The 19,659-nt window shown below is 57.1% G+C and carries 20 protein-coding genes; 8 read left to right on the forward strand and 12 right to left on the reverse strand.

The window, feature by feature from the left end:
- Positions 1-75: 75 nt before the first annotated feature.
- Positions 76-1,023: an SDR family oxidoreductase gene (locus EBB56_RS00540; RefSeq protein ID WP_124802354.1), complete on the forward strand. Its 948-nt coding sequence runs from the start codon at positions 76-78 to the stop codon at positions 1,021-1,023.
- Positions 1,024-1,071: 48 nt separating this feature from the next.
- A complete protein-coding gene (locus EBB56_RS00545) occupies positions 1,072-1,557 on the forward strand; it encodes a hypothetical protein (protein ID WP_124802356.1) in 486 nt (161 codons plus the stop codon).
- Positions 1,558-1,687: 130 nt separating this feature from the next.
- Here the strand turns inward: EBB56_RS00545 and EBB56_RS00550 are convergent, their stop codons facing one another.
- From EBB56_RS00550 to EBB56_RS00570, 5 genes are all read right to left on the reverse strand, one after another.
- Entirely contained in the window at positions 1,688-2,422 is a 735-nt protein-coding gene (locus EBB56_RS00550) for an amino acid ABC transporter ATP-binding protein (RefSeq protein ID WP_124802358.1), read from the reverse strand.
- A 21-nt stretch (positions 2,423-2,443) separates the two neighbouring features.
- Entirely contained in the window at positions 2,444-3,190 is a 747-nt protein-coding gene (locus EBB56_RS00555) for a transporter substrate-binding domain-containing protein (protein ID WP_221621126.1), read from the reverse strand.
- A 66-nt stretch (positions 3,191-3,256) separates the two neighbouring features.
- The gene (locus tag EBB56_RS00560; protein WP_221621135.1) at positions 3,257-3,910 is read right to left on the reverse strand and encodes an amino acid ABC transporter permease; all 654 of its coding nucleotides are present in this window, start codon (positions 3,908-3,910) and stop codon (positions 3,257-3,259) included.
- Positions 3,911-3,917: 7 nt separating this feature from the next.
- Positions 3,918-4,583, reverse strand: a complete 666-nt coding sequence (locus tag EBB56_RS00565; RefSeq protein ID WP_124802364.1) for an amino acid ABC transporter permease — start codon at positions 4,581-4,583, stop codon at positions 3,918-3,920.
- Between the two features lie 440 nt (positions 4,584-5,023).
- Complete coding sequence (locus EBB56_RS00570; protein WP_124802366.1) at positions 5,024-6,028, reverse strand: LacI family DNA-binding transcriptional regulator; 1,005 nt, start codon at positions 6,026-6,028, stop codon at positions 5,024-5,026.
- Positions 6,029-6,163: 135 nt separating this feature from the next.
- On the opposite strand from EBB56_RS00570, the gene EBB56_RS00575 reads away from it, so the two are divergent.
- Positions 6,164-7,609 (forward strand): sulfatase, encoded by a 1,446-nt coding sequence (locus EBB56_RS00575; protein WP_124802368.1) that lies wholly within the window; start codon positions 6,164-6,166, stop codon positions 7,607-7,609.
- 509 nt (positions 7,610-8,118) lie between these two features.
- Here the strand turns inward: EBB56_RS00575 and EBB56_RS00580 are convergent.
- The 5 genes from EBB56_RS00580 to EBB56_RS00600 are packed head-to-tail and all read right to left on the reverse strand — an operon-like array spanning position 8,119 to position 12,268.
- Positions 8,119-8,460 (reverse strand): NIPSNAP family protein, encoded by a 342-nt coding sequence (locus EBB56_RS00580; protein WP_124802370.1) that lies wholly within the window; start codon positions 8,458-8,460, stop codon positions 8,119-8,121.
- 1 nt (position 8,461) lies between these two features.
- On the reverse strand, positions 8,462-8,959 hold the full coding sequence (locus EBB56_RS00585) for a TRAP transporter small permease (protein ID WP_124802372.1): 498 nt from the start codon (positions 8,957-8,959) through the stop codon (positions 8,462-8,464).
- Positions 8,956-10,242, reverse strand: a complete 1,287-nt coding sequence (locus tag EBB56_RS00590) for a TRAP transporter large permease (RefSeq protein ID WP_124802374.1) — start codon at positions 10,240-10,242, stop codon at positions 8,956-8,958. Before EBB56_RS00590 ends, EBB56_RS00585 begins: the two co-directional genes overlap by 4 nt.
- A gap of 58 nt (positions 10,243-10,300) precedes the next feature.
- Complete coding sequence (locus tag EBB56_RS00595) at positions 10,301-11,272, reverse strand: TRAP transporter substrate-binding protein (RefSeq protein WP_124802376.1); 972 nt, start codon at positions 11,270-11,272, stop codon at positions 10,301-10,303.
- Between the two features lie 57 nt (positions 11,273-11,329).
- Positions 11,330-12,268, reverse strand: a complete 939-nt coding sequence (locus EBB56_RS00600; protein ID WP_260425257.1) for an NAD(P)-dependent oxidoreductase — start codon at positions 12,266-12,268, stop codon at positions 11,330-11,332.
- A gap of 135 nt (positions 12,269-12,403) precedes the next feature.
- Here EBB56_RS00600 and EBB56_RS21790 point away from each other — a divergent pair, with 135 nt between their 5' ends.
- Together EBB56_RS21790 and EBB56_RS00610 are read left to right on the forward strand one after the other, a co-directional pair.
- Entirely contained in the window at positions 12,404-13,144 is a 741-nt protein-coding gene (locus tag EBB56_RS21790) for a FadR/GntR family transcriptional regulator (protein WP_108131667.1), read from the forward strand.
- A gap of 18 nt (positions 13,145-13,162) precedes the next feature.
- A complete protein-coding gene (locus EBB56_RS00610; RefSeq protein ID WP_124802380.1) occupies positions 13,163-14,815 on the forward strand; it encodes a thiamine pyrophosphate-binding protein in 1,653 nt (550 codons plus the stop codon).
- A 391-nt stretch (positions 14,816-15,206) separates the two neighbouring features.
- Here the strand turns inward: EBB56_RS00610 and EBB56_RS00615 are convergent, their stop codons facing one another.
- A complete protein-coding gene (locus tag EBB56_RS00615; RefSeq protein WP_124802382.1) occupies positions 15,207-15,539 on the reverse strand; it encodes a gamma-glutamylcyclotransferase in 333 nt (110 codons plus the stop codon).
- A gap of 487 nt (positions 15,540-16,026) precedes the next feature.
- On the opposite strand from EBB56_RS00615, the gene EBB56_RS00620 reads away from it, so the two are divergent.
- The gene (locus EBB56_RS00620) at positions 16,027-17,223 is read left to right on the forward strand and encodes a site-specific integrase (RefSeq protein ID WP_124802384.1); all 1,197 of its coding nucleotides are present in this window, start codon (positions 16,027-16,029) and stop codon (positions 17,221-17,223) included.
- Between the two features lie 174 nt (positions 17,224-17,397).
- Here EBB56_RS00620 and EBB56_RS00625 read toward each other — a convergent pair whose 3' ends face one another.
- Entirely contained in the window at positions 17,398-17,652 is a 255-nt protein-coding gene (locus tag EBB56_RS00625) for a hypothetical protein (RefSeq protein ID WP_124802386.1), read from the reverse strand.
- Between the two features lie 212 nt (positions 17,653-17,864).
- Between EBB56_RS00625 and EBB56_RS00630 the strand changes: the two genes are divergently transcribed.
- Together EBB56_RS00630 and EBB56_RS00635 are read left to right on the forward strand one after the other, a co-directional pair.
- A complete protein-coding gene (locus EBB56_RS00630) occupies positions 17,865-18,530 on the forward strand; it encodes a DUF2201 family putative metallopeptidase (protein WP_124802388.1) in 666 nt (221 codons plus the stop codon).
- Positions 18,531-18,586: 56 nt separating this feature from the next.
- A complete protein-coding gene (locus EBB56_RS00635; protein ID WP_124802390.1) occupies positions 18,587-19,654 on the forward strand; it encodes a YafY family protein in 1,068 nt (355 codons plus the stop codon).
- Positions 19,655-19,659: the final 5 nt, after the last annotated feature.

Raw genomic sequence — 19,659 nt, forward strand, 5'->3', positions numbered from 1 at the left:
CGAGAGTTATCATTGGCGCCACAAACTTCAGTCACTGTTTGACTAGTCGGTCTGGCTAGAATTGGAGACACGAAAATGTGTACAAAAAAAACCCTAGCGAAGGGCTGGACACCAGATCAACTCGAGTCCCTGCAGGGAAACACCTATGTAATTACTGGAGCCAACTCAGGTACGGGCTTTCAGGCGGCGCGCATTCTAGTGTCCAAAGGCGCCGGGGTGGTGATGATGAATCGTAGTGTCGAAAAATCGGAAGCAGCGATAGCAGCACTGAAACAAGAATTCGGTAGAGAGGTACAAGCAACGTTCGTTCGACTGGATCTTGCTTCGCTTGACTCGGTGCGTAAAGCATCGGCAGAAGTACTGGCAACGCTCCCCCGAATTGATGCCCTTATCTGCAACGGTGCTATTGCACAGGTCGCCAGGCAGGAATTTACTCAGGATGGTTTTGAAAGTCATCTCGGCGTAAACCACTACGGCCATTTCCTTCTTTGTGGACTGCTCTACCAGCGAATCGATGATTCGAACGGGCACATAGTCGTAGTTGGCAGTGAAGGCTACAAGATGGGCTTAAAAACCATCCAGTTCGATGATATGAACTGGAACAAGAATTACCACCCAAACAGCACTTACTGCCATAGCAAGCTAGCTCAGATGATATTTGCTTACGAGTTACAGAGAAGAACAACAGAGGCAGGGAAAAACATAAAAGTATATGTGTGCCATCCTGGTGCATCCCGGACTTCCCTGATAAACGAAAAGGCCAATGTGGCGTCACGTTTGATCTTTTCGTTGATGGCAAAATCACCGATGGTGCAAACAGCGGAAAGAGGCGCCTACCCGGAAGTGATGTGTGCCACCACTAAAAACCTCGAACAGCAAGCTTATTATGGTCCTTCCGGCTTATTTAACTGGATAGGGCCAGTCGGAAAATGTGAGATCAAACCATTTGTCTGGGACAGGGCCGTCGCCGAGAAATTATGGGCAGTCTCAGAAAAAGAAACATCTATCGGATGGCAAATATAAAAATCTCGACAAGACGAAAAAACCAGAAAAAACAAGAGAGCAAAAGCAATGCATATCATGACCCTTCCGATCGCGACGGTTCTATTCCTTGCGCCAACCATGGGGGCCAGCGATACGCTACACTTTGGCATCGGCATCGCAAATTACAACAACGAACAGCTACACTACTCGGACAAGGCATTTTACGAAAACTTCAGTGCAGAGCTTGGCGCCCACACAGACTTTGACGACTCATTCATGCTTCATCTGAATGCGCACCTGTACACATCACCCAAGGACCCGCTAGCACGTATAACTCCCATCTTCTACGCCGGCGCAGGGATCATGTTGCTCAAAGGACAAGAAGACTACGGCTTCGAGAACAAGAGCAACAATACCAACGAACGCCGGGGAGTCAGGCTTCCCATCGGCATTGAGCTGATGACGCCGATCGATATTTCAGTCTTCTCGGAGGTCGTCCCGAGCTACGTATTTTCCCCGGATGAAGATTATGAAAGCATCTTCACATCGGGAATACGCTACTACGTGTACTGACACCCTTGCCATGGCGAGTATTCAACCGGAGAGAAAGCACTCACCTTGCATGGAAGGCCATGCGTCCCTCTGCTCCAAGCAGGACGCCCCCTGCCGACGCACCGGCAGGGAGGCCTGGCCCTTTGTCAGCTCAGGTGATCTGACCCAGGAAGTTCTGTAGCCGTTCGTTCTGCGGGTTGGTGAAGAACCCGGTCGGTTCGTTGATCTCGACGATCTTGCCCGCGTCCATGAAGACGATACGATCGGCCACGGCCTTGGCAAATTCCATTTCATGGGTCACGCACATCATCGTCATGCCCTCCCCGGCCAGATCGATCATCGTATCCAGTACCTCCTTCACCATCTCCGGATCGAGCGCAGAGGTCGGCTCGTCAAACAGCATGATCCGTGGCTTCATGCACAGAGCCCGTGCGATGGCCACGCGCTGTTGCTGCCCACCGGAGAGCTGCGCCGGATACTTGTCGGCCTGCTCGGGGATCTTGACTCGCTCGAGGTAGTGACGAGCGGTCTTCTCGGCTTCGGCACGACTGACCTTCTTGGTCTTCATCGGTGACAGGATGCAGTTCTCCAGCACCGTCATATGAGGAAACAGATTAAAGCTCTGAAACACCATGCCGACGTCTTCACGTACCTTGGCAACGTTCTTGCCTCCCGCGGTAAGCTCGATCCCGTCGACGACGATCGTGCCCGAATGTATCTCTTCGAGCTGGTTGATGGTGCGGATCAGGGTGGACTTCCCTGATCCGGATGGGCCGCAGATGACGATACGCTCACCCGACTCGACGGACAGGTTGACGTCTGTCAGGGCGGCAAACTCGCCGTAGTACTTCACGACATCCTGCATCACGACAGCTTGTGCAGACATTGGCAGTCCCCAATTATTGGCTTACTTGTTCAGGTAATCCGGAAGCGGCTCACCCAGCCACTCCTGGTGGATGTCGTTCAGGGTGCCATCGGACTTGATCTGGGCGAGGTAGCTGTTGATCTGCTCCAGCAGCTCGTCGGAGCCAGGCGCCACGCTGATACCCTGGAGCTGGTTGGACAGATCGAGCTTCTTCTCGAAACGGCCACCGGTGACGGCGATCACTTCTCCCATCACTACGTTGGAGGCGCCTAGAAGGTCGACCTGGCCCGACATCAGCGCCTGTACTGCACCGGCACCATCATCGAAGCGACGGATTTCCGTGCCCTCCGGGGCCGCCTCGACGACGCCCTTTTCCTGGGTGGAGCCCCGGGCTACGCCCACGATGTAGTCGGCCAGGTCCGCTTTCGATTCGACTTCCTTGGACGCATCGCCGTACACGGCAATACTGATGGCCGCGTAAGGGTCAGAGAAATCCACCTTTTCAGAACGAGCCGGCGTAATGCCGAGGGACGCCACAAGAACATCGACCTGGCCGGACAGCAGGTAAGGGATACGGTTTGGCCCTGTCACCGGCACGATCTGCAAATCGACGCCGAGGCTTTCCGCCAGTTCGGTTGCCACGGCGGCATCATAGCCATCGGGATTGCCTGATGTATCGAGCACACCGAAGGGGGGAAAATCGACCAGCATGCCGACACGTAGCTTGCCGGACTCCTGGATGTCGGTGAGTTCAGCAGCGACGGCGGACGCTTGTGTCCCGACGGCCATGAGGGTCAAGGCGGTGCTGGCGACAAGATGTTTTATTTTTATCATCTTTTTATGCTCCTTAGGGGATTATCGAACGGTTGAGAGTCTCATCCGCGCTTCGAGTCGCTTGGCGAACATCGACAGCGGACAACACAACAGAAAATAGAAAATGGCAATCGTGCCGAAGACCAGAATCGGCGAGAACGTGGCGTTGTTGACGATCTGTCCGGCGCGGGTCAACTCGGTGAAGCCGATGATCGAGGCGAGCGAGGTGCCCTTGATCAGCTGTACCGAAAAACCGACGGTGGCGGGCGTGGCGATCTTGATCGCCTGGGGCAGGATGATGTGACGCATCCGGTTGACGTAGCTGAGCGCAAGGGCCTTCGACGCTTCGGTCTGCCCACCCGGTACGGCCTCGATGGCGCCTCGCCAGATTTCACCAAGGAAGGCGCTGGCATGCAGGGTGAGGCCCACCGCGGCAGCGGTGAGGGGGCTGACCGGAAAGCTGGACACCGAGAAACCGAAGTAGATCAGGAAGAGTTGCATGAGCAGCGGAGTGCCCCGGAACAACTGGATATACAAGGCTGCAGCAGTGCTCACCATCTTGTAACCGGAGGTACGCATGGCGGCGATCAGCAAGCCCCCAATCGCGCCGCATCCAAAGGCGATAAGCGACAGCAAGAGCGTCCAGCGCACGGCGGAGGCCATGAAAAGTATGTCGGCGGTCGAGAATTCACGAATCATGGCGTCAGCTCACAGGGTAGGTGAAGAGTTTGCGACGGATGAGCGCGAATACGCCCGAGAAGCCCAGTGCCATCGCCAGGTAGGCGGCGGTCAGCACCAGATAGACCTCAAAGCTTGCGAAGGTCGCGGCGTTGATGTCGGCGCCGACAGAAGCGAGGTCGCTTGCCGAGATGACCGAGACCACACTCGACATCAGCATCAGGTAGATGAACTGGCTGGTCAGCGAGGGGTATATCGTGCGAAGCGCAGGCTTGATGACCACATGGCGAAAGATGTTGAACGGGCTGAGTGCCAACGCCCGCCCCGCTTCGATCTGGCCGCGCGGAATCGCTTCGATACCGGATCGCACGATCTCGGTGCCGTATGCGCCGACGTTGATCGTCAGCGCCATTAGCGCCGCGGTGTTCGGGGAAAGCGTGATGCCAGCCGCCGGCAGGCCAAAGAAGATGAAATATATCTGTACGATGAAGGGCGTGTTGCGGATGACCTCGACATAGGACGCCACGACCATTCGCAGGGGTCGAACATGTGACGTGCGGGCGACGGCACCGAGAATCGAGATCCCCAGCCCGAACACCATCGCGGTGGCCGATAGCCGAATGGTCAGCAGTGCCCCAACGAGCAGCGCATCCCAGCTCGCGAAGACTGGCTGAAAATTGAAATCGTACATGTTTGTCCTCCTTGTTGTTTATATCGTTCTAAATTGCACCTTACACAATGTCAAGGTAGGAGGCCGGTTCACGCCAAGGGCCATCGCTGCCGGCACCTTCGTCAAGCAATCCGTTAGCGTTGTCGAATATGAACCTACAACACTGTTAAACATGGATATTTCTGGCGTATTCGAGAACTTCTTCGACGCCGGAACAGCAGAAAACTCGCCGGGCGCCAGGCTTGATATCAATAGTCGTAGAAGCCTAGATCTCAGACCTCCTGGCGCTTGGGTCAGCGATACCGCAGCAAGCAGCGACAAGGGGAGACTACAGAGAGGGCGAAGGAGGATCGCACTACCACTCGCCGGTAGCATCGAGCCGCTCCAGCGAGAGTGATTTAGACGAAAAATAGCAAGCATAAACAGCGAAGTAGCCTGTAAGTACTACCGTCGACTGTCCACTACAGGGCGAAGGTACTGCCGCGAACCACCAGGGAGGGAACGGTAAGAACACGCTCGAAAGGCGCCTCCGGCTTGCCCAGACGGCGCGCTAAAAGAGTAGATGCGCTCGATCCCGTGTTGCCGGGATTCGTTGCCACCGTCGTCAACTGCGGATACGCCATCCGCGCCACGGGCAGATCGCCAAAGCCGATGATGGCATGCGTCTCGCCTGGTACTGCGCCGCTCTGGCGTAGCCCCTGCATCACCCCAGCAGCGACGATATCGTTGAAGCAGATGATGCCGGTGGCGTCAGCGGCTTCGTCCTTGATGCGGGCCCCCGCCTCGATGGCGCCGTCGAGCGAGAACTCGGTCTCGATGATGGTTCCCTCGACTCCGTCGGCCTCGGCCAACCCCTGATGGAAGGCGCCAACCCGCTCGGCCCGCGCCGACGACCTGGACGAAACAGACACAAAAACAATGCGTTGGTGTCCAAGGGAGGTCAGATGCCGAACGGCGCTAAGCATGCCGCTGGCGTTGTCGGTCCCGGCATAGTCAGACTCGGTCGGAGAGACTGCGCGCATGGCCTGAATCACCGGAATACCCCAGTTGGCAATGCGTGAAAGCAGCTCCGGTGGGGTGCCTACGGCCGGACACAGGATGATGCCATCGACCGAATGCTCCCGGAACCTCTGCAGGATATCCTCCTGACGATCGGTGTCATCGTAGCTGTTGGCCAACAGGATGACCCGACCTTCGTCGGCCATGGTCCGCTCGGCGCCCGCCAGGAAATCGATGAAAAACGGATTAATCAGGTTTGGAACGATCAGCCCCACCGTACCGCTGCTGTTGCTGCGCAGCCGGGCGGCCGCACGATCAGCGACATAATCCATATCTTTCATGGTCTTGGTGATCAGCTCGCGAGTCGCATCCGACACCAGTGGCGAATTTCGCGCGACAAGCGAAACGGTCGCCCGAGACACACCGGCCGCCTTGGCCACCATCTCCATCGTCACTTTCTTACGCATCGGACCTCCTTTTTCTCAATCATGCCGCCGTCCTGCCACAAATACTAGCTCACTTGACACCTAGTTAGATCGTTCTATTGACGTCTATCCAAATCTCGCTCTACAGTCATCCATCACGCATGCGAGGAGAACAATATGGATAAGCAACCCAACGTGATAATGATCCTGGCCGACGACATGGGCTTCTGGAGCCTGGGAACGCGCGGCAATCAGGAAGTCCAGACCCCCCATATCGACGCTCTGGCGCGAAGCGGAGTGGATTTCGTCAACTGCTACTGTGTTTCTCCGGTGTGCTCCCCTGCCCGTGCCTCGCTACTCACCGGGCGCATCCCGTCGCAGCACGGTGTGCTCGACTGGATCCGTCAGGGCTCCGAGGACAAGAATGGCGACAGGTCCGTCGAATACCTGCAAGGCATGCTGGGATTCAGTGACGTGCTTCATGACAACGGCTACGACTGCGCCTTGATCGGCAAGTGGCATCTGGGTGATAGCGCACGCCCCCAGAAGGGATTCACCCACTGGATCACCATGCCGAAAGGCTCCGACAGCTATTACGGCGCCAGAATGTACCGCAACGGCGTCGAAGAGATAGTCCCGGGTTATCTTACGGACTTCCTGGCCGACGAGGCGACCCACTATCTCGAGACCCGTGCCGAAGAAGACCGTCCCTTCTTCCTGTCCTTGAACTTTTCCGCTCCCCACCGGCCCTGGCACAAGTCACAGCATCCACGCGAGGTCTGGAGCCAGTACGACGATTGTGAGTTTTCCACCTTCCCTCGCCTGCCGCGCCATCCCGATCAGATCAACAACGGCGTCTATCCCCAGGAAGACGTCAACGAGATGATCCAGGGCTACTGTACCTCACTGACCGCAGCCGACGCGGCGATCGGACGGGTCCTGGCCAGGCTCGAGGATCTCGGTCTCACCGAAGATACTCTGGTCATCTTCACCAGCGACAACGGCATGAGCCTTGGCCACCACGGCATCTACGGCAAAGGCAACGCGACCTACCCGCAGAATATGTACGACCAGGCGGTTCGCGTGCCCTTTATCATGGCCCAGCCCGGCAAGATCACACCAAGAGCCTCGACGGCACTCGTCAGTCACTACGATTTCTGCCCGACCTTGCTCGAGTACCTCGGCATCGATGCGAAGGTCGGCGACAATCTGCCTGGCAGGTCGTTTCTGCCGATCCTGACGGGACCAGATGACACGCAAGACCGGGATGTCGTGGTGTTCGACGAATATGGACCCGTGCGAATGCTCCGCGACAGCCGCTGGAAGTTTATCTGGCGCGTGGGCGACTGGCCCAACGAACTCTACGACATGACCGAGGATCCGGACGAACTCAACGACCTCATCCACTCCCCCGAGCATGCCAATATCGCGGCAGAGCTGGAGCAGCGCATGGTTGCGTGGTTCGAGCAGTACGTCGACCCGGCCAGAGATGGCACCAAACAGCCGGTATTCGGCCGCGGTCAGATTGCCCGCGTCGATGCCAACGATACCGATGGTGCACCCTTCGCCGATGATTGGTTCTACCAGAGCAGCGGTGGCGAGGATTCCGGGCCGACACTCTAACCACTGGCTGAAACACCAAGGCACCAGGGCGAATCACTCCCTCGGTGCTTGGCCATCGGGCCGAAACTGGGTGACAACGGCGATCAGGCTCACGCAACCGGTTCAGCCTGATTGCCGCTTCAGCCAGACAAGGGAACGACACCACCATCAGTTGGCTCGTTGAGTCCGCTGTCATGGTGGAGCGCCTCACGTCTTTGGATAGATGGCATTGCATGGCGCGCCCCCTTGGCGATCGACCCCGCCCGCAATGCGAGGACACGCAGTCATCCCGACACGAAGCTCACTGGGCGATTCTGGCAGTTCGCCGGCGGGCACGGCCAGGAAATAGGACGCAGTGTGAAACCGCTTCATCGACCCACGGTCCCCGACATCTTTCCCCCAGTTCGACAAAAAGCTCCTTATCTCGGTGAGAAAAGGAGCCCATTGCCATATCGAAAAATATATTCGAATCGACTAGAATGCATTTACATCAAAAGTCGATCACATCAAAAGTCGCTATTTCCTATGTACTACCCTTCGACCTTCTTTACATGAAAGGGATCAAAGAAAGGCGCGGCGACGAGTATCTTGTTCTCCTGGCTGACCAGGTACCCCGCCTCGGCGCTTTTCGCGAGATATTCTTTCCACTCCGGGTCTGCCTGTAGCTTCTGGCGCTTGGCTGCGCGGTCGGCCGCATCCTCGTACATCCACACATGAACATAGGAGTTGACATCACCCGTTTCAACCGCCCCATAAACAACGGGATAACCCAGGTGTTTACTCTGCACCTTCCACCCGTGGTCTTCATAGAGCTTCATGTGTTTCTTGATGGTACCCGGGCGGCAGGTGTATGTTCTTAGATCGTAGATCATCTTACTTCTCCTTCATCATGGTAGAAAATGGCGCTTTAACGTCCGCGATCGATTCAAACAGATCACGCAATGAGTAAATCATCATCAATGTTCCCGAGATGGGGATAGCGGCATAGAAAAGCCCCGTCGGAAGGTTCAGTACAGGCGTTACTGCACTGCTCCGTGCCGTCAGCTCCCATCCGTACCACGTCATGGCGAGCATGAACCCAAGGGATAGAAATGCCAGAAAAGCCCTGAGCAAAGGTGCCGCACGCTTTTGCCCTATCACCTGCTCGAGCCAATCCACTCTGAAGTGTGCCCGCTCTCGCCATAAGGCAGCGGAGCCCATGAATACCATCCAGGCAAACAAGCCCCTTACCACCTCATCCAGCCATGCGAAGCTCGCAAGTTGAAAGCTGCGCGCAATGACGCTTGAAAACAGCAGGATGAATAACGCTGCCAAACAGAACGAGGCAATCGCGCGCAGGAGTTGGCCCACCACTCGATCAAGTTTATTCATGAGTTCATCACCAGATCAGGAAGCCATGTCGATATCGCTGGAATCATGACGACGGCCATCAACACCACGAAAAGACCAATCAAGTAAGGCGTCAAGGCACGCGACAAGCGGCCGACGCTGATTTTGGCTATCGACGATGTAGCAAAGAGAACCATACCCACGGGAGGCGTCAGCAAACCGACCATCGAACACATGATCATGATCACGCCGAAATGCACCGGATCAACGCCAATCTGTGTTACGACAGGAAGAAACAAAGGCACGGTTAGTACGATGACCGCGATACCTTCCAGAAACATCCCCAGGACCAGCAAGATAGCAACGATAATAGCCATTATTATTGCTGGACTCTCGGAGAGGGAAAGCATGGTCTCCACCAACTGATTGGGAATGCGTTGGTGTATCAACAGCCAGCCAAAGAAGCCGGCGGCAGCAATAACGAACATGACCCGTACCGTATGGACCAATGTTTCCCATATTATCTCAGGAAGGTCGGATACCTTAACCTCACGATAGACAACCATTGATAAAAACATGGCGTAGGCACTGGCCATGACCCCCGCCTCGGTCGGTGTAAACACGCCACCAAATATCCCCGCAATAATAATCACCGGCGTCAGCAACGATAGAAGTGCAGACAGGAAACTACGGCCGATTTCGGCCCAATCGACATGATCCCGTCGGGACATCTTGTGGCGCAAGGCGTGCACGTAAACCGCCAGCATCAAGGCCAGCGCCATCAGGACGCCAGGCACAACGCCTGCAAGAAAAAGCTGGGCTACCGACACCCCGGTGATCGATGAATACAAGACGAAGGGGATGGATGGCGGAAACACCGGCCCTATGGTGGATGAGGCCGCCGTGATTGCCGCAGAAAAGTCCGGATCGTAGTCTCGATCCGCCATCGCTTTGAGCTCAACCTGCCCAAGCCCGGCCGCATCCGCCACAGCGGCACCAGACATGCCGGAAAAGAAGAGTGACGCCAGAACGTTTACCTGCCCAAGTCCACCACGAATATGTCCGACACACGCATCGGCGAAACGAAAGATCCGGTGAGTAATCCCTCCCGTGTTCATGAGATTACCGGCCAGGATGAAAAACGGTATCGCTAGAAGCGTAAAACCGGTGGTTGCCGAAAACATTCGTTGCGGCAACATCGCCAGAATATCAAAGTCCCCCTGCAGGGAATAAAAACCAACGGAAATCAGACCCAGCGCAGCAGCAACCGAAAGCCCGATACCAATCAAAGAGACAAGAGCTCCAAGGATGACGAATGTCAGCATATAGCACACCCCATACGGATTGGAGCGCAGTCCAGCGCTCCAATCCGTGCCGTAGAGATTAATCCAGGAAGCTCAGGAATGTTTGCATGTTTTCCTGACCGACATACTCTGAAACGCGATCTCTGGCCGGCCCCATCAGCTCAACAAACATCGCCGAGTCGGGATCCGTCACTTGCATGCCTCGCTCCTTGAGGGCAGCAATATCTTTCTCCTCTTGTGCGATGACGGCGTCCCGCATCATCGTCGAGGCGGCGACACTTTCCTCACGGACAATGGACTGCTGATCTTCGGAAAGAGAATCCCAGGTGTCCTTATTGACCACGTGGACCATGGAGTTGTAGACATGGCGTGTCAGAGCCAGATGGTCCTGCAACTCGTCAAAGTTGAAGTGGTAGATAACGCTGATGGGATTTTCCTGCCCGTCAACGACCCCTTGATTAAGAGCATTGGGAAGCTCGGGGAAGGCAATCTGCGCGGTTGATGCACCAAGTGCCTCAAGCGCTGCGACGATCTGCAATTCTGGCGGGGTGCGCAACTTCAAGCCGTCCACATCTTCGGGGCTCTCGATCGGCCTGACACTATTGGTGATATTTCTGAACCCGTACTCCCAGTTTGACAGCATGACCAGCCCCTCCTCTTCGAGCTGTGGCGCAACCCACTCAAAGAAGGGACCGTCAAGGACGTTGTGAGCCTCTTCGTAACTGCCGAAGGCGAAGGGTGTCATTACCGTACCAAATGCTTTTACATACTTGTCCAATCCCCCCTGGGTCGGCAAGTTCATATCGACGACACCGAGAACGGTTTGCTCAAGCTGCTCGGGAGGTGAGCCAAGCTCGTTTGCGGGATATAGCTCGACAGATACCGCACCCTCTGTTCTTTCTTCAACATTTTTCGCGAATGCCAACGCCGCCTGATGGGCAGGATGAGATTCTGCAGCAAAATGTGCCATTCGTAACGTAACATCCTGCGCTTCAACCGAGGCTGACAGAATGCAAGCGAGCGTGCCGAAAAGGATTTTATTATAATACATAGTACAACCTTCCTCTCATTATAGTTATCAGTTCTGTTTCATTACATCAGTGAGCGCCTACTCCTTCAGGCAAGCTTCGATGCCAGAAAGCTCTTCATATGCCTTGATCACGGCTGTGCAACCTTCGCCACCGTGCCCCATTATCGAAGCGAGGGCATAGGTGTTGTGCACCGACTGCGCCATGAAAGCCGGAAGACCTGCCTGTTCCAACCACTCGGCATAATAACGAACGTCTTTCTGAGCATTTTCCAATGACATGTGTGGCGTAAAATCACGCTGGAGCGTCAGGTTGCCATAAAGGTCCATCATCCCAGACTTGCCACCAGCCGCCGAGATAATCCCGATGACCTTTGACATATCGAGCCCCTCTTTCGCGGCAAGGGCGAAGCCTTCGCACCAGGACGCCACATTGGCGAAGGCAATGTAGTTATGGATCAACTTCAAGCGTGTCGCGTGTCCGGCGGGACCCACATGAAAAATGTTTTCAGCATAAGCACCGAAGACGGGGCGCAGTCGCTCCAGCAGTGCCTCATCGCCACCAAACAAGACGTTGACCTCACCACGTTCAGCATGAGCGGGAGTGCGGGTCATTGGGGCTTCTGCGTAGTGGACAGAGGCTTGCTCACACGCTTTGCGCATCAGCTCGACATGCTCGACCGAGACCGTCGTGTGGTCCAGAAAGATGGCATCCTTAGGCAACTTGGCCAAGGCGCCATCGGGTCCGAGGGCGAGCGCCTGGACCGCTTCTGCGGTGGTGATACAGACGGCAAGAATATCGGACTCTGCGGCGATCTCGCCGATCGAGCCTCCTTTTGCCGCGCCTTCATTGACCGCGCCGGCGACCCTTTCCGGATCCAGATCGTAGACCGTAACCCTGTGGCCCTTGAGGCAGAGATTCTTGACGAGCCCTCTCCCCATGCCCCCCAGACCGACAAACCCGATACGTTGCCCTGCCATTACCTTCTCCTTGTTGCTCTTGTGTTCTGTGGACCTCAAGCTAGTTCAAGCCTGTTTGTCTGACAACTGTTTTTAGTGCTACCTTTGTCGCACTAGCCCCTTACAGGTCGCATGGCCTACGCTTCAACGACGCGTCGCGGCTTGAGCTGTTCAGACGATCAGGAAGACATCCCAATGCAGGATTTTGAAATCTATGGGCGTATTGATCGCCCTCGCCGGCTACCTGATGAGGTCGCGGTAGCCCTGACCAAGGCGATCGAAGGAGGCCAGCTTCAGCCTGGCGACCGCCTTCCAACTGAGGCGGTACTTTCCAAGAAATTTGGCGTTGCGCGCACGGTGATCCGCGAGGCGATTTCGCTTCTCAAGTACGATGGCGTCGTCGACTCACGACGTGGCGTCGGCACTTTTATTACGGAAACCACCAATCGGTCGGCGTTTCGCATCAGCCCGGGATGTTTCGAAAAACGCAAGCAGATCATAAAGTTGCTTCAGCTTAGAGCAGAGGTGCAGGCAGGGGCCTCTGCGCTTGCCGCTGGAACACGCACGGCTGAGCAAATGCAGGCTTTAGAAGAACTCTTTGCAGAAATCGAGCGACTCGACGCACTCGGTCCAGATGGAGCGCTAGAGCAAAGAGTCGACACCGAGCTCGAATTCTATCGCCGCATTACCGAAGCTTCTGACAATGAATATTATGTCGAGGTTATCGGCATGATTGAGGGGAATATACAGAGCAACCTGCGCTCGGCCTTTCTGAAGAATGCAGCGGCTTCTGAATTCGGCCCTTCCATTCTGGATGAACACCGCGCGGTGAGAGATGCACTGGCAATACAAGACGCATCGCTAGCCCGCAGCGCGACACGCCTACGCTTCGAACGCGCGGCTGAGCGCCTGGCAGCACGCGAAGACTTTCTATAAGAACAAGGGTCTAGATTTATGAGTGAACAACCGTCACGTCATGGTGGGAAAGTTCTCGTCGAAGCCCTCGAGGCACAGGGGGTGGAGCGGGTATTTTGTGTGCCTGGAGAAAGCTACCTGGCCGCTCTTGATGGGCTTTTCGATTCCGGCGTGGACACCATCGTGACGCGACACGAAGGCGGGGCCTCGCTGATGGCCGAAGCCGATGGAAAACTTACCGGGCGTCCCGGCATCGCTTTCGTCACGCGGGGCCCCGGCGCCACCAACGCTTCCTGTGGCGTACATGTCGCCTACCAGGACTCGACGCCCATGATCCTCTTCATTGGGCAGGTGGCGAGCGATCAGCGCGACAGAGAAGCCTTCCAGGAAGTCGACTACCGGGCCATGTTCAATCCATTGGCAAAATGGGTCGCGGAAATTGATCGCGTCGACCGGATTCCTGAGTACGTAAGCCACGCCTTCCATGTCGCTCAAAGCGGCCGTCCGGGTCCTGTTGTGCTCGCACTTCCCGAGGACATCCTCTCATCAGACTACACTGGCGCCCCGGCTGTACCGGCTGCCACGCTACCTTCGGGCAAGGCGGCTGAGAGCGATGTCGGCGCCATTGTCGACATGCTGGCAAAGGCCGAACGCCCGTTGGTTATCGTCGGCGGTGGGCCCTGGTCCCAGAAAGCCGCCAATGCGCTCGGACGATTTGCCGACAAGGCCGCGCTACCGGTGGGAGCCTCCTTTCGCTGCCAGGACTATCTCGACAACCGACATTCACACTATGTTGGCGACGTTGGTATCGGCATCAACCCCAAGCTCGCGGAACGCGTCAAGAATGCCGATGTCATTCTCTCACTCGGTGCTCGACTGGGTGAAATGACGACCAGCGGTTACACCTTGCTGACGCCTCCCCTGCCGCGACAGACCCTCATACACGTCCACGCAGACGCTGCGGAAATTGGTCGCGTCTATCGACCGGCCCTCGGCGTCGTCGCGAACGCTGCTGAGCTCGTCTGTCAGCTGGCCGATGCAGCAAGGTCGCCGGAGTCACCGCGTGAGCAATGGATCACCGGCGCGCGCTCGGACTACGAGGAGTGGCAGCAACCACAGCAGAGCCCCGGTGACCTGAAGATGGAACAAGTCATCTCCCACCTCAACGAGGCGCTCGGTGAGGATGCCATCCTGACAAATGGTGCCGGGAACTACTCCGCGTGGCTTCATCGCTACTATCGCTATCGCAACTGGCCCACCCAGCTTGCCCCCACCAGTGGTTCAATGGGCTACGGCTTGCCGGCAGCGATCGCCGCCAAATTGCGCCACCCCGAGCGAGACGTGGTCTGCCTGGCAGGGGATGGCTGCTTTCAGATGGTGATGCAAGAGTTTGGTGTTGCCTGTCAGTACGGCGCAAATGTCATCGTTCTGGTGTCCAACAACGGCATGTACGGCACCATTCGCATGCATCAGGAACGAAAGTATCCGGACCGCCCCTCGGGAACACGAATGCACAATCCCGACTTCGCTGCATTCGCCAGAAGTTACGGGGGCTTTGGCGCAACCGTGACCAGCGATAGCGAATTTCCAGCCGCACTGCAGGCAGCCAGAGAGGCAGGGGTCCCCGCGATCCTGGACTTGAAGGTGGACCCACACGCCCTGTCGCCCAAGCTGACCCTGGCCCATCCATGAAGGCAGTAGCCAAGAGATACCCGCGCGGACCGGAAGCTGCCCTACCATCGGCAGGGTAGGCCTGACTCACCGCGACGACCCTGCCGGGCCGCAGCAGCATCTCAGTCTCAAGCTGCACTTAGTAGGAAGCAGCGCTCGCGTAGAAAGCTGCACTCGCGGCCCGGGATCGGCTAGCTTGATGGCATCTGATGCACAGCTTGGGCTCTGGCATCCGCGGCGAGTGAGGATGGTATTTCACAGACCTTTCACTGGTAAGTGATCCACCGCCAATGCGTAAAGCTCGCCACACGTATTTCGATAGCCGGTGATCTTGCGGTACGGGAAATGATCACCACCAGGCCGGTTTGACGCGTCTTTCCACACCACCGCAGGGTGAGATCAGCTCCCCTCGTCAGGCTCCTCTGCGCAGGGCGTAGACGTAGGCCTCGACCCTACCGCCATCATCGAGCCTGACGGTGACCGGGGTACGTTGGTACTCGGGCCCCTCGAACTCGTCCAGGGCCGCCCAGTGTTCCGGTAGTGCGTCGGACACGAAGACGTGGCCTCGGATATCGTCGCCGGCGTCATCCAGCACCAGGCCCGGGAAGCCCATCTCGGCGCCCCAACCCGCCTGGTGCAGCCGTCCCTTGATGCTGCCCGGTTGCCAATGGCCGCCGATGGCCTGCATGACGTGTTCGTTGGGTCCGCCCGGCCCCAAGGTCCCGTAGATAAACAGGTGTGCCAAAACGCACCTCCCTCTCAATAGGTAAACGACTAATTTTCTCCGCTAGCCCCTGGGCTGGGCAAGCCCGGCCTGCTGCCAGCGTGCTGTGCCACGCGGTGGAGATCTGCCGTTTGAGAGTGGGAGGTATCGTCAATTCCGGTGCTGTGAAGCGAGGCTTTACCGCTGCCAGATGGATCAGGCTGGCGAACCTGAGGAAGGACAGACACCCTGCATGGATTGGGGTGGGGTCAACGCGGATAGAATTCACATAGAAAAAAGCCGCTGATTTCTCAGCGGCTTTCTCAAATTCTGTGGCGGAGGGGGAGTCCGCTTATATAGATTACAGAGAGATCCAAGAAAGCCCACTTACTCATTGTTTTATATAAATTTTTTTGTCTTTTTTGTCCAGAAAGATCCAAAGCCGTACCGGAACCTGCAGAGTCAAAGTATGGGCTGGAGTATGGGCCAGGGTATGGTACGCTGCCCCTCCGACAACGAGGAGGCGGCCATGGGAAAGCTCACCACACGTGGGGTACAGAAACTGGTCAGGGAGGCCAAGCCCGGGTTGACCAACGATGGTGAGGGCCTGTACCTCAAAATCGGCAAGAAAGGGGGAGCAAGCTGGATCTATCGCTTCCGGCGCCATGGCAAGCTTCGCGACATGGGCCTTGGTAGCTGTTCGGACGTCAGCCTTGCCGAAGCGCGAGCTCGTGCCGGCAAGAATCGTAGCCTCATCAAGGAAGGCCTTGATCCCCTTGAGGCCAAGGTAAAAGAAGAGCAAGTAGACGAGGCCACGCCCACCTTCACCAGCTGTGCCGCCCGCTACATCATGTCCCACCGCCGCAGCTGGCGGAACGCCAAGCACGCGCGGCAATGGGTCAGCACGTTGAAGGCCTACGCTCGACCAGTCATCGGAAGCAAGCCTGTCGATGAGGTCACCACCCAAGACGTCCTGAAAATCCTGTCACCGATCTGGACCAGCAAGACCGAAACGGCCAAGCGCGTGCAAGGCCGGATTGAGAACGTCCTCGACTACGCCGCGGCGCACAACTACCGAGACCCTGTGAACCCGGCCCGCTGGCGTGGGCACCTCGACAAGCTGTTGGCCAAGCCATCAAGGGTCAAGAAGGTGACCCACCACCCGGCCATGCCACACGAGGAGGTCGCCGAGTTCATGACCGAGGTCCAAGGCTACACCAGCATCTCCTCCAAGGCACTGCAGTTCCTGATACTGACGGCCACACGCACCTCGGAAGTGCTACGCTCGGAGTGGCCAGAGATTGACCTCGACAATGAGACCTGGACGATTCCAGCGGACCGGATGAAGGCGCGCCGTGAGCATCGCGTACCACTGTCGCGGCAAGCGGTGGAACTGCTGACTCAGCTCCCAAGGATAAAAGGCAACTCCTATGTCTTTCCGGGCGCACGCCAGGGACGCCCCCTCTCGAATATGGCAATGCTCCAGCTGATGCGCGGCATTGGCTTCGGCCTCGACGGTGAGCGTGGCGATTACGTGCCCCATGGCTTCCGCTCGAGCTTTCGCGACTGGACTGGCGAGGTCACCAGCTACCCCCGCGATGTGGCCGAAATGGCGCTGGCCCACACTATCGAGAACAAGGTGGAGGCGGCCTATCGCCGAGGAGACCTGTTCGAGAAGCGACGGGCGATGATGCAGGACTGGGCGGACTACATCATCAATCTTTGAGGCGGGTCAGAGTGGCACGCCGCCACGGTATCGCACACAATTCTCGTTATCTACGTGTTCAACACTATCGTGACGGCCAATCTTGGGCCGTGGTGAGCTATGCCGATATCTTTTCGGAATCCGCGGTGACGTTTCCGGAATCTGCATAGTAAAGAATTCTTCAACACTGAGCTGCTACGTAATACGCGAATTCTGCTGAATGAAAAGTGCTGTGAGCCCGCCGACGATGGCTCCAAAAACAGCCCAGCCAGTGCTCTCGGTAAGGGCGGTCATTCCCGCGAAGCCGATACCCCCCAACACAAGAACTGCCAATACCGTCCCCACGCCCAGGGAGTGTCCAGCTGACGCAGCACGACCAGCTGCGCTCAGAATCACACCAACGACAAATATCACAATCAAGACAGCAACGATGCCAAATATCCAAGCCATGAGCGCACCTCCGTTATTCCATCCTTGGGTATCGGCAGCACATTCAGAACCTTGAGGCGGGCTTGGCCTTCACGATGGGTTTCTAGTTCTGAGCTCGCTATCCCGCATTGGCTCCTCGGCTCCCTCCCAGACCTCGCTCACAACTTGCGACACAGGATGTCGCTTCACGACACGACACTTGTGACACCACCAAGCGACAGGGAGGTGCCATCATGGAATCGAAAGAAAAACCAAGTGGCACAATGTGTTATCAGAAAACAACGTCCCACTGTTGGGCCGAGACACTGCGGAAGTGGGAGGCCGATCGGCGAGGTTGGCGAACTAAGCAACCTGCCTCAGCCTTGCTCGCTGAGGGGCTGCCTATTGAGCAGGCACCCGCCGAAGTAGCAACGGCCACCACCGATGGCGCTCGGCTCTTGGTGAACTCGGACTGGAGTGCCGGCCTTGATGATACGACACGTCGCTTCGTCCACGCCCACCTGGTGTGGCACTGTGCGGCCGGACACTTCCGCCCAGCACTCGGTCATGATACCTACCGCTGGCATTTGGCTTGTGATCATGAGGTCAATGTTGCACTACTGATGATGGGGTTCACCCTCTCACCACAGACAGTGCTTTTTCCCGCATGCATCGGCAAGCCCACGACGGCGGTCTATGCCTGGTTAGCTGACAATCCGCTAATCCATGAAGAGCGAAGCCTTGACGCACCACCATGGTTGACCTTCGTCGACTCGCCAGGGCCAATTAATGCGACCTTGTCATCGTTCCAGATAAGCTACCGACATTGGCAAAGCTGCACTATTGAGGTGATTCGCCGCTACCTGGGAACTCCGCACTTGCCTCAGGGAGTAGCTGCCTGGCTACTGAACTGTTGGTGAGCAATCCTAAACCCGGTTAGGCTGTAGACCATTTCCCCCCTCGACAAGGAACGTCCATGTCCGAGATTCGCGATACCCTGTTCCGCTACCTGGCCATGCTGCAGCTGATTCCACGCAGCCCGGGTCGCATCAGCACCCCGGTGCTGCTGGAGAAGCTCCAAGAGCGAGGGTTCCAGATCGATACCCGCTCGCTGCAGCGCGACCTGCGTGACCGCCTCTCACTGCACTTCCCGCTAGTGTGTGACGACAGCCAGAAGCCTTACCGCTGGTATTTCGATCGCGACTTCCATTGCAGCCTGCCGGCCTTGGACATCCCCAGCGCCCTCACCCTGGTGCTGGCTGAGGAGTACCTGAAGGGCCTGCTGCCGCCGGTAGTGGTCGACCAGCTGGCCCCCCAGTTTCGTGACGCCCGCCAGCTGCTGGATGACCTGGAGCAGAACGACCTGAGCCAGTGGGCCCGACGGGTTCGCGCCATCCCCAACGGCAAGGCACTGATTCCAGCACCATTAAGTGCCGAGACGTGGCAGACAGTGTCCGAGGCCTTGCTGAGCCAGCGCGCCATCGATGTCACCTACCTGTCGCGCAGTGCTGAGGAAGAAAAACAGTTCACCCTGCACCCGCAGGGGCTGGTTAGCCGCCACAGCGTGACCTACCTGCTGGCCACGGTGAATGATTACACGGATGTTCGCCAGTTCGCCCTGCACCGCATCGAGGAGGCACGCCTCAGTGATGCCTGCTGGCATGACGCCGGAGACTTCGATCTGGACGACTACATCGCGGGAGGCGCCTTCGGCTACCTTCAGAGTAAGGCCCCCGTGACACTGGTGGCCAATGTCGCGCCCCAGGTGGTCTGGCTGCTCAGCGAGACGCCACTAGCCGAGGAGCAACGGCTCACGCCGCTACTCGAGAGCGACTGGCAACGCCTGGAAGCCACGGTACCCGATGATCAGCAGACCCTGTGGTGGCTGATGGGAATGGGGATGAACGTTGACGTGTTGGAGCCCCCTGCTTGGAGGCAGATAATCCTTGAAACAGCCACAGAGATTATTGCCAGGGCAGAAGGCGTTAATAGCTGCGATCTTTTCCGACAGACTCTAGCCAAAAAGATCTCAGCATCACCCTAAATAAA

Source organism: Halomonas sp. YLB-10, from assembly GCF_003856855.1.
Classification (GTDB): Bacteria; Pseudomonadota; Gammaproteobacteria; order Pseudomonadales; family Halomonadaceae; genus Halomonas; species Halomonas litopenaei.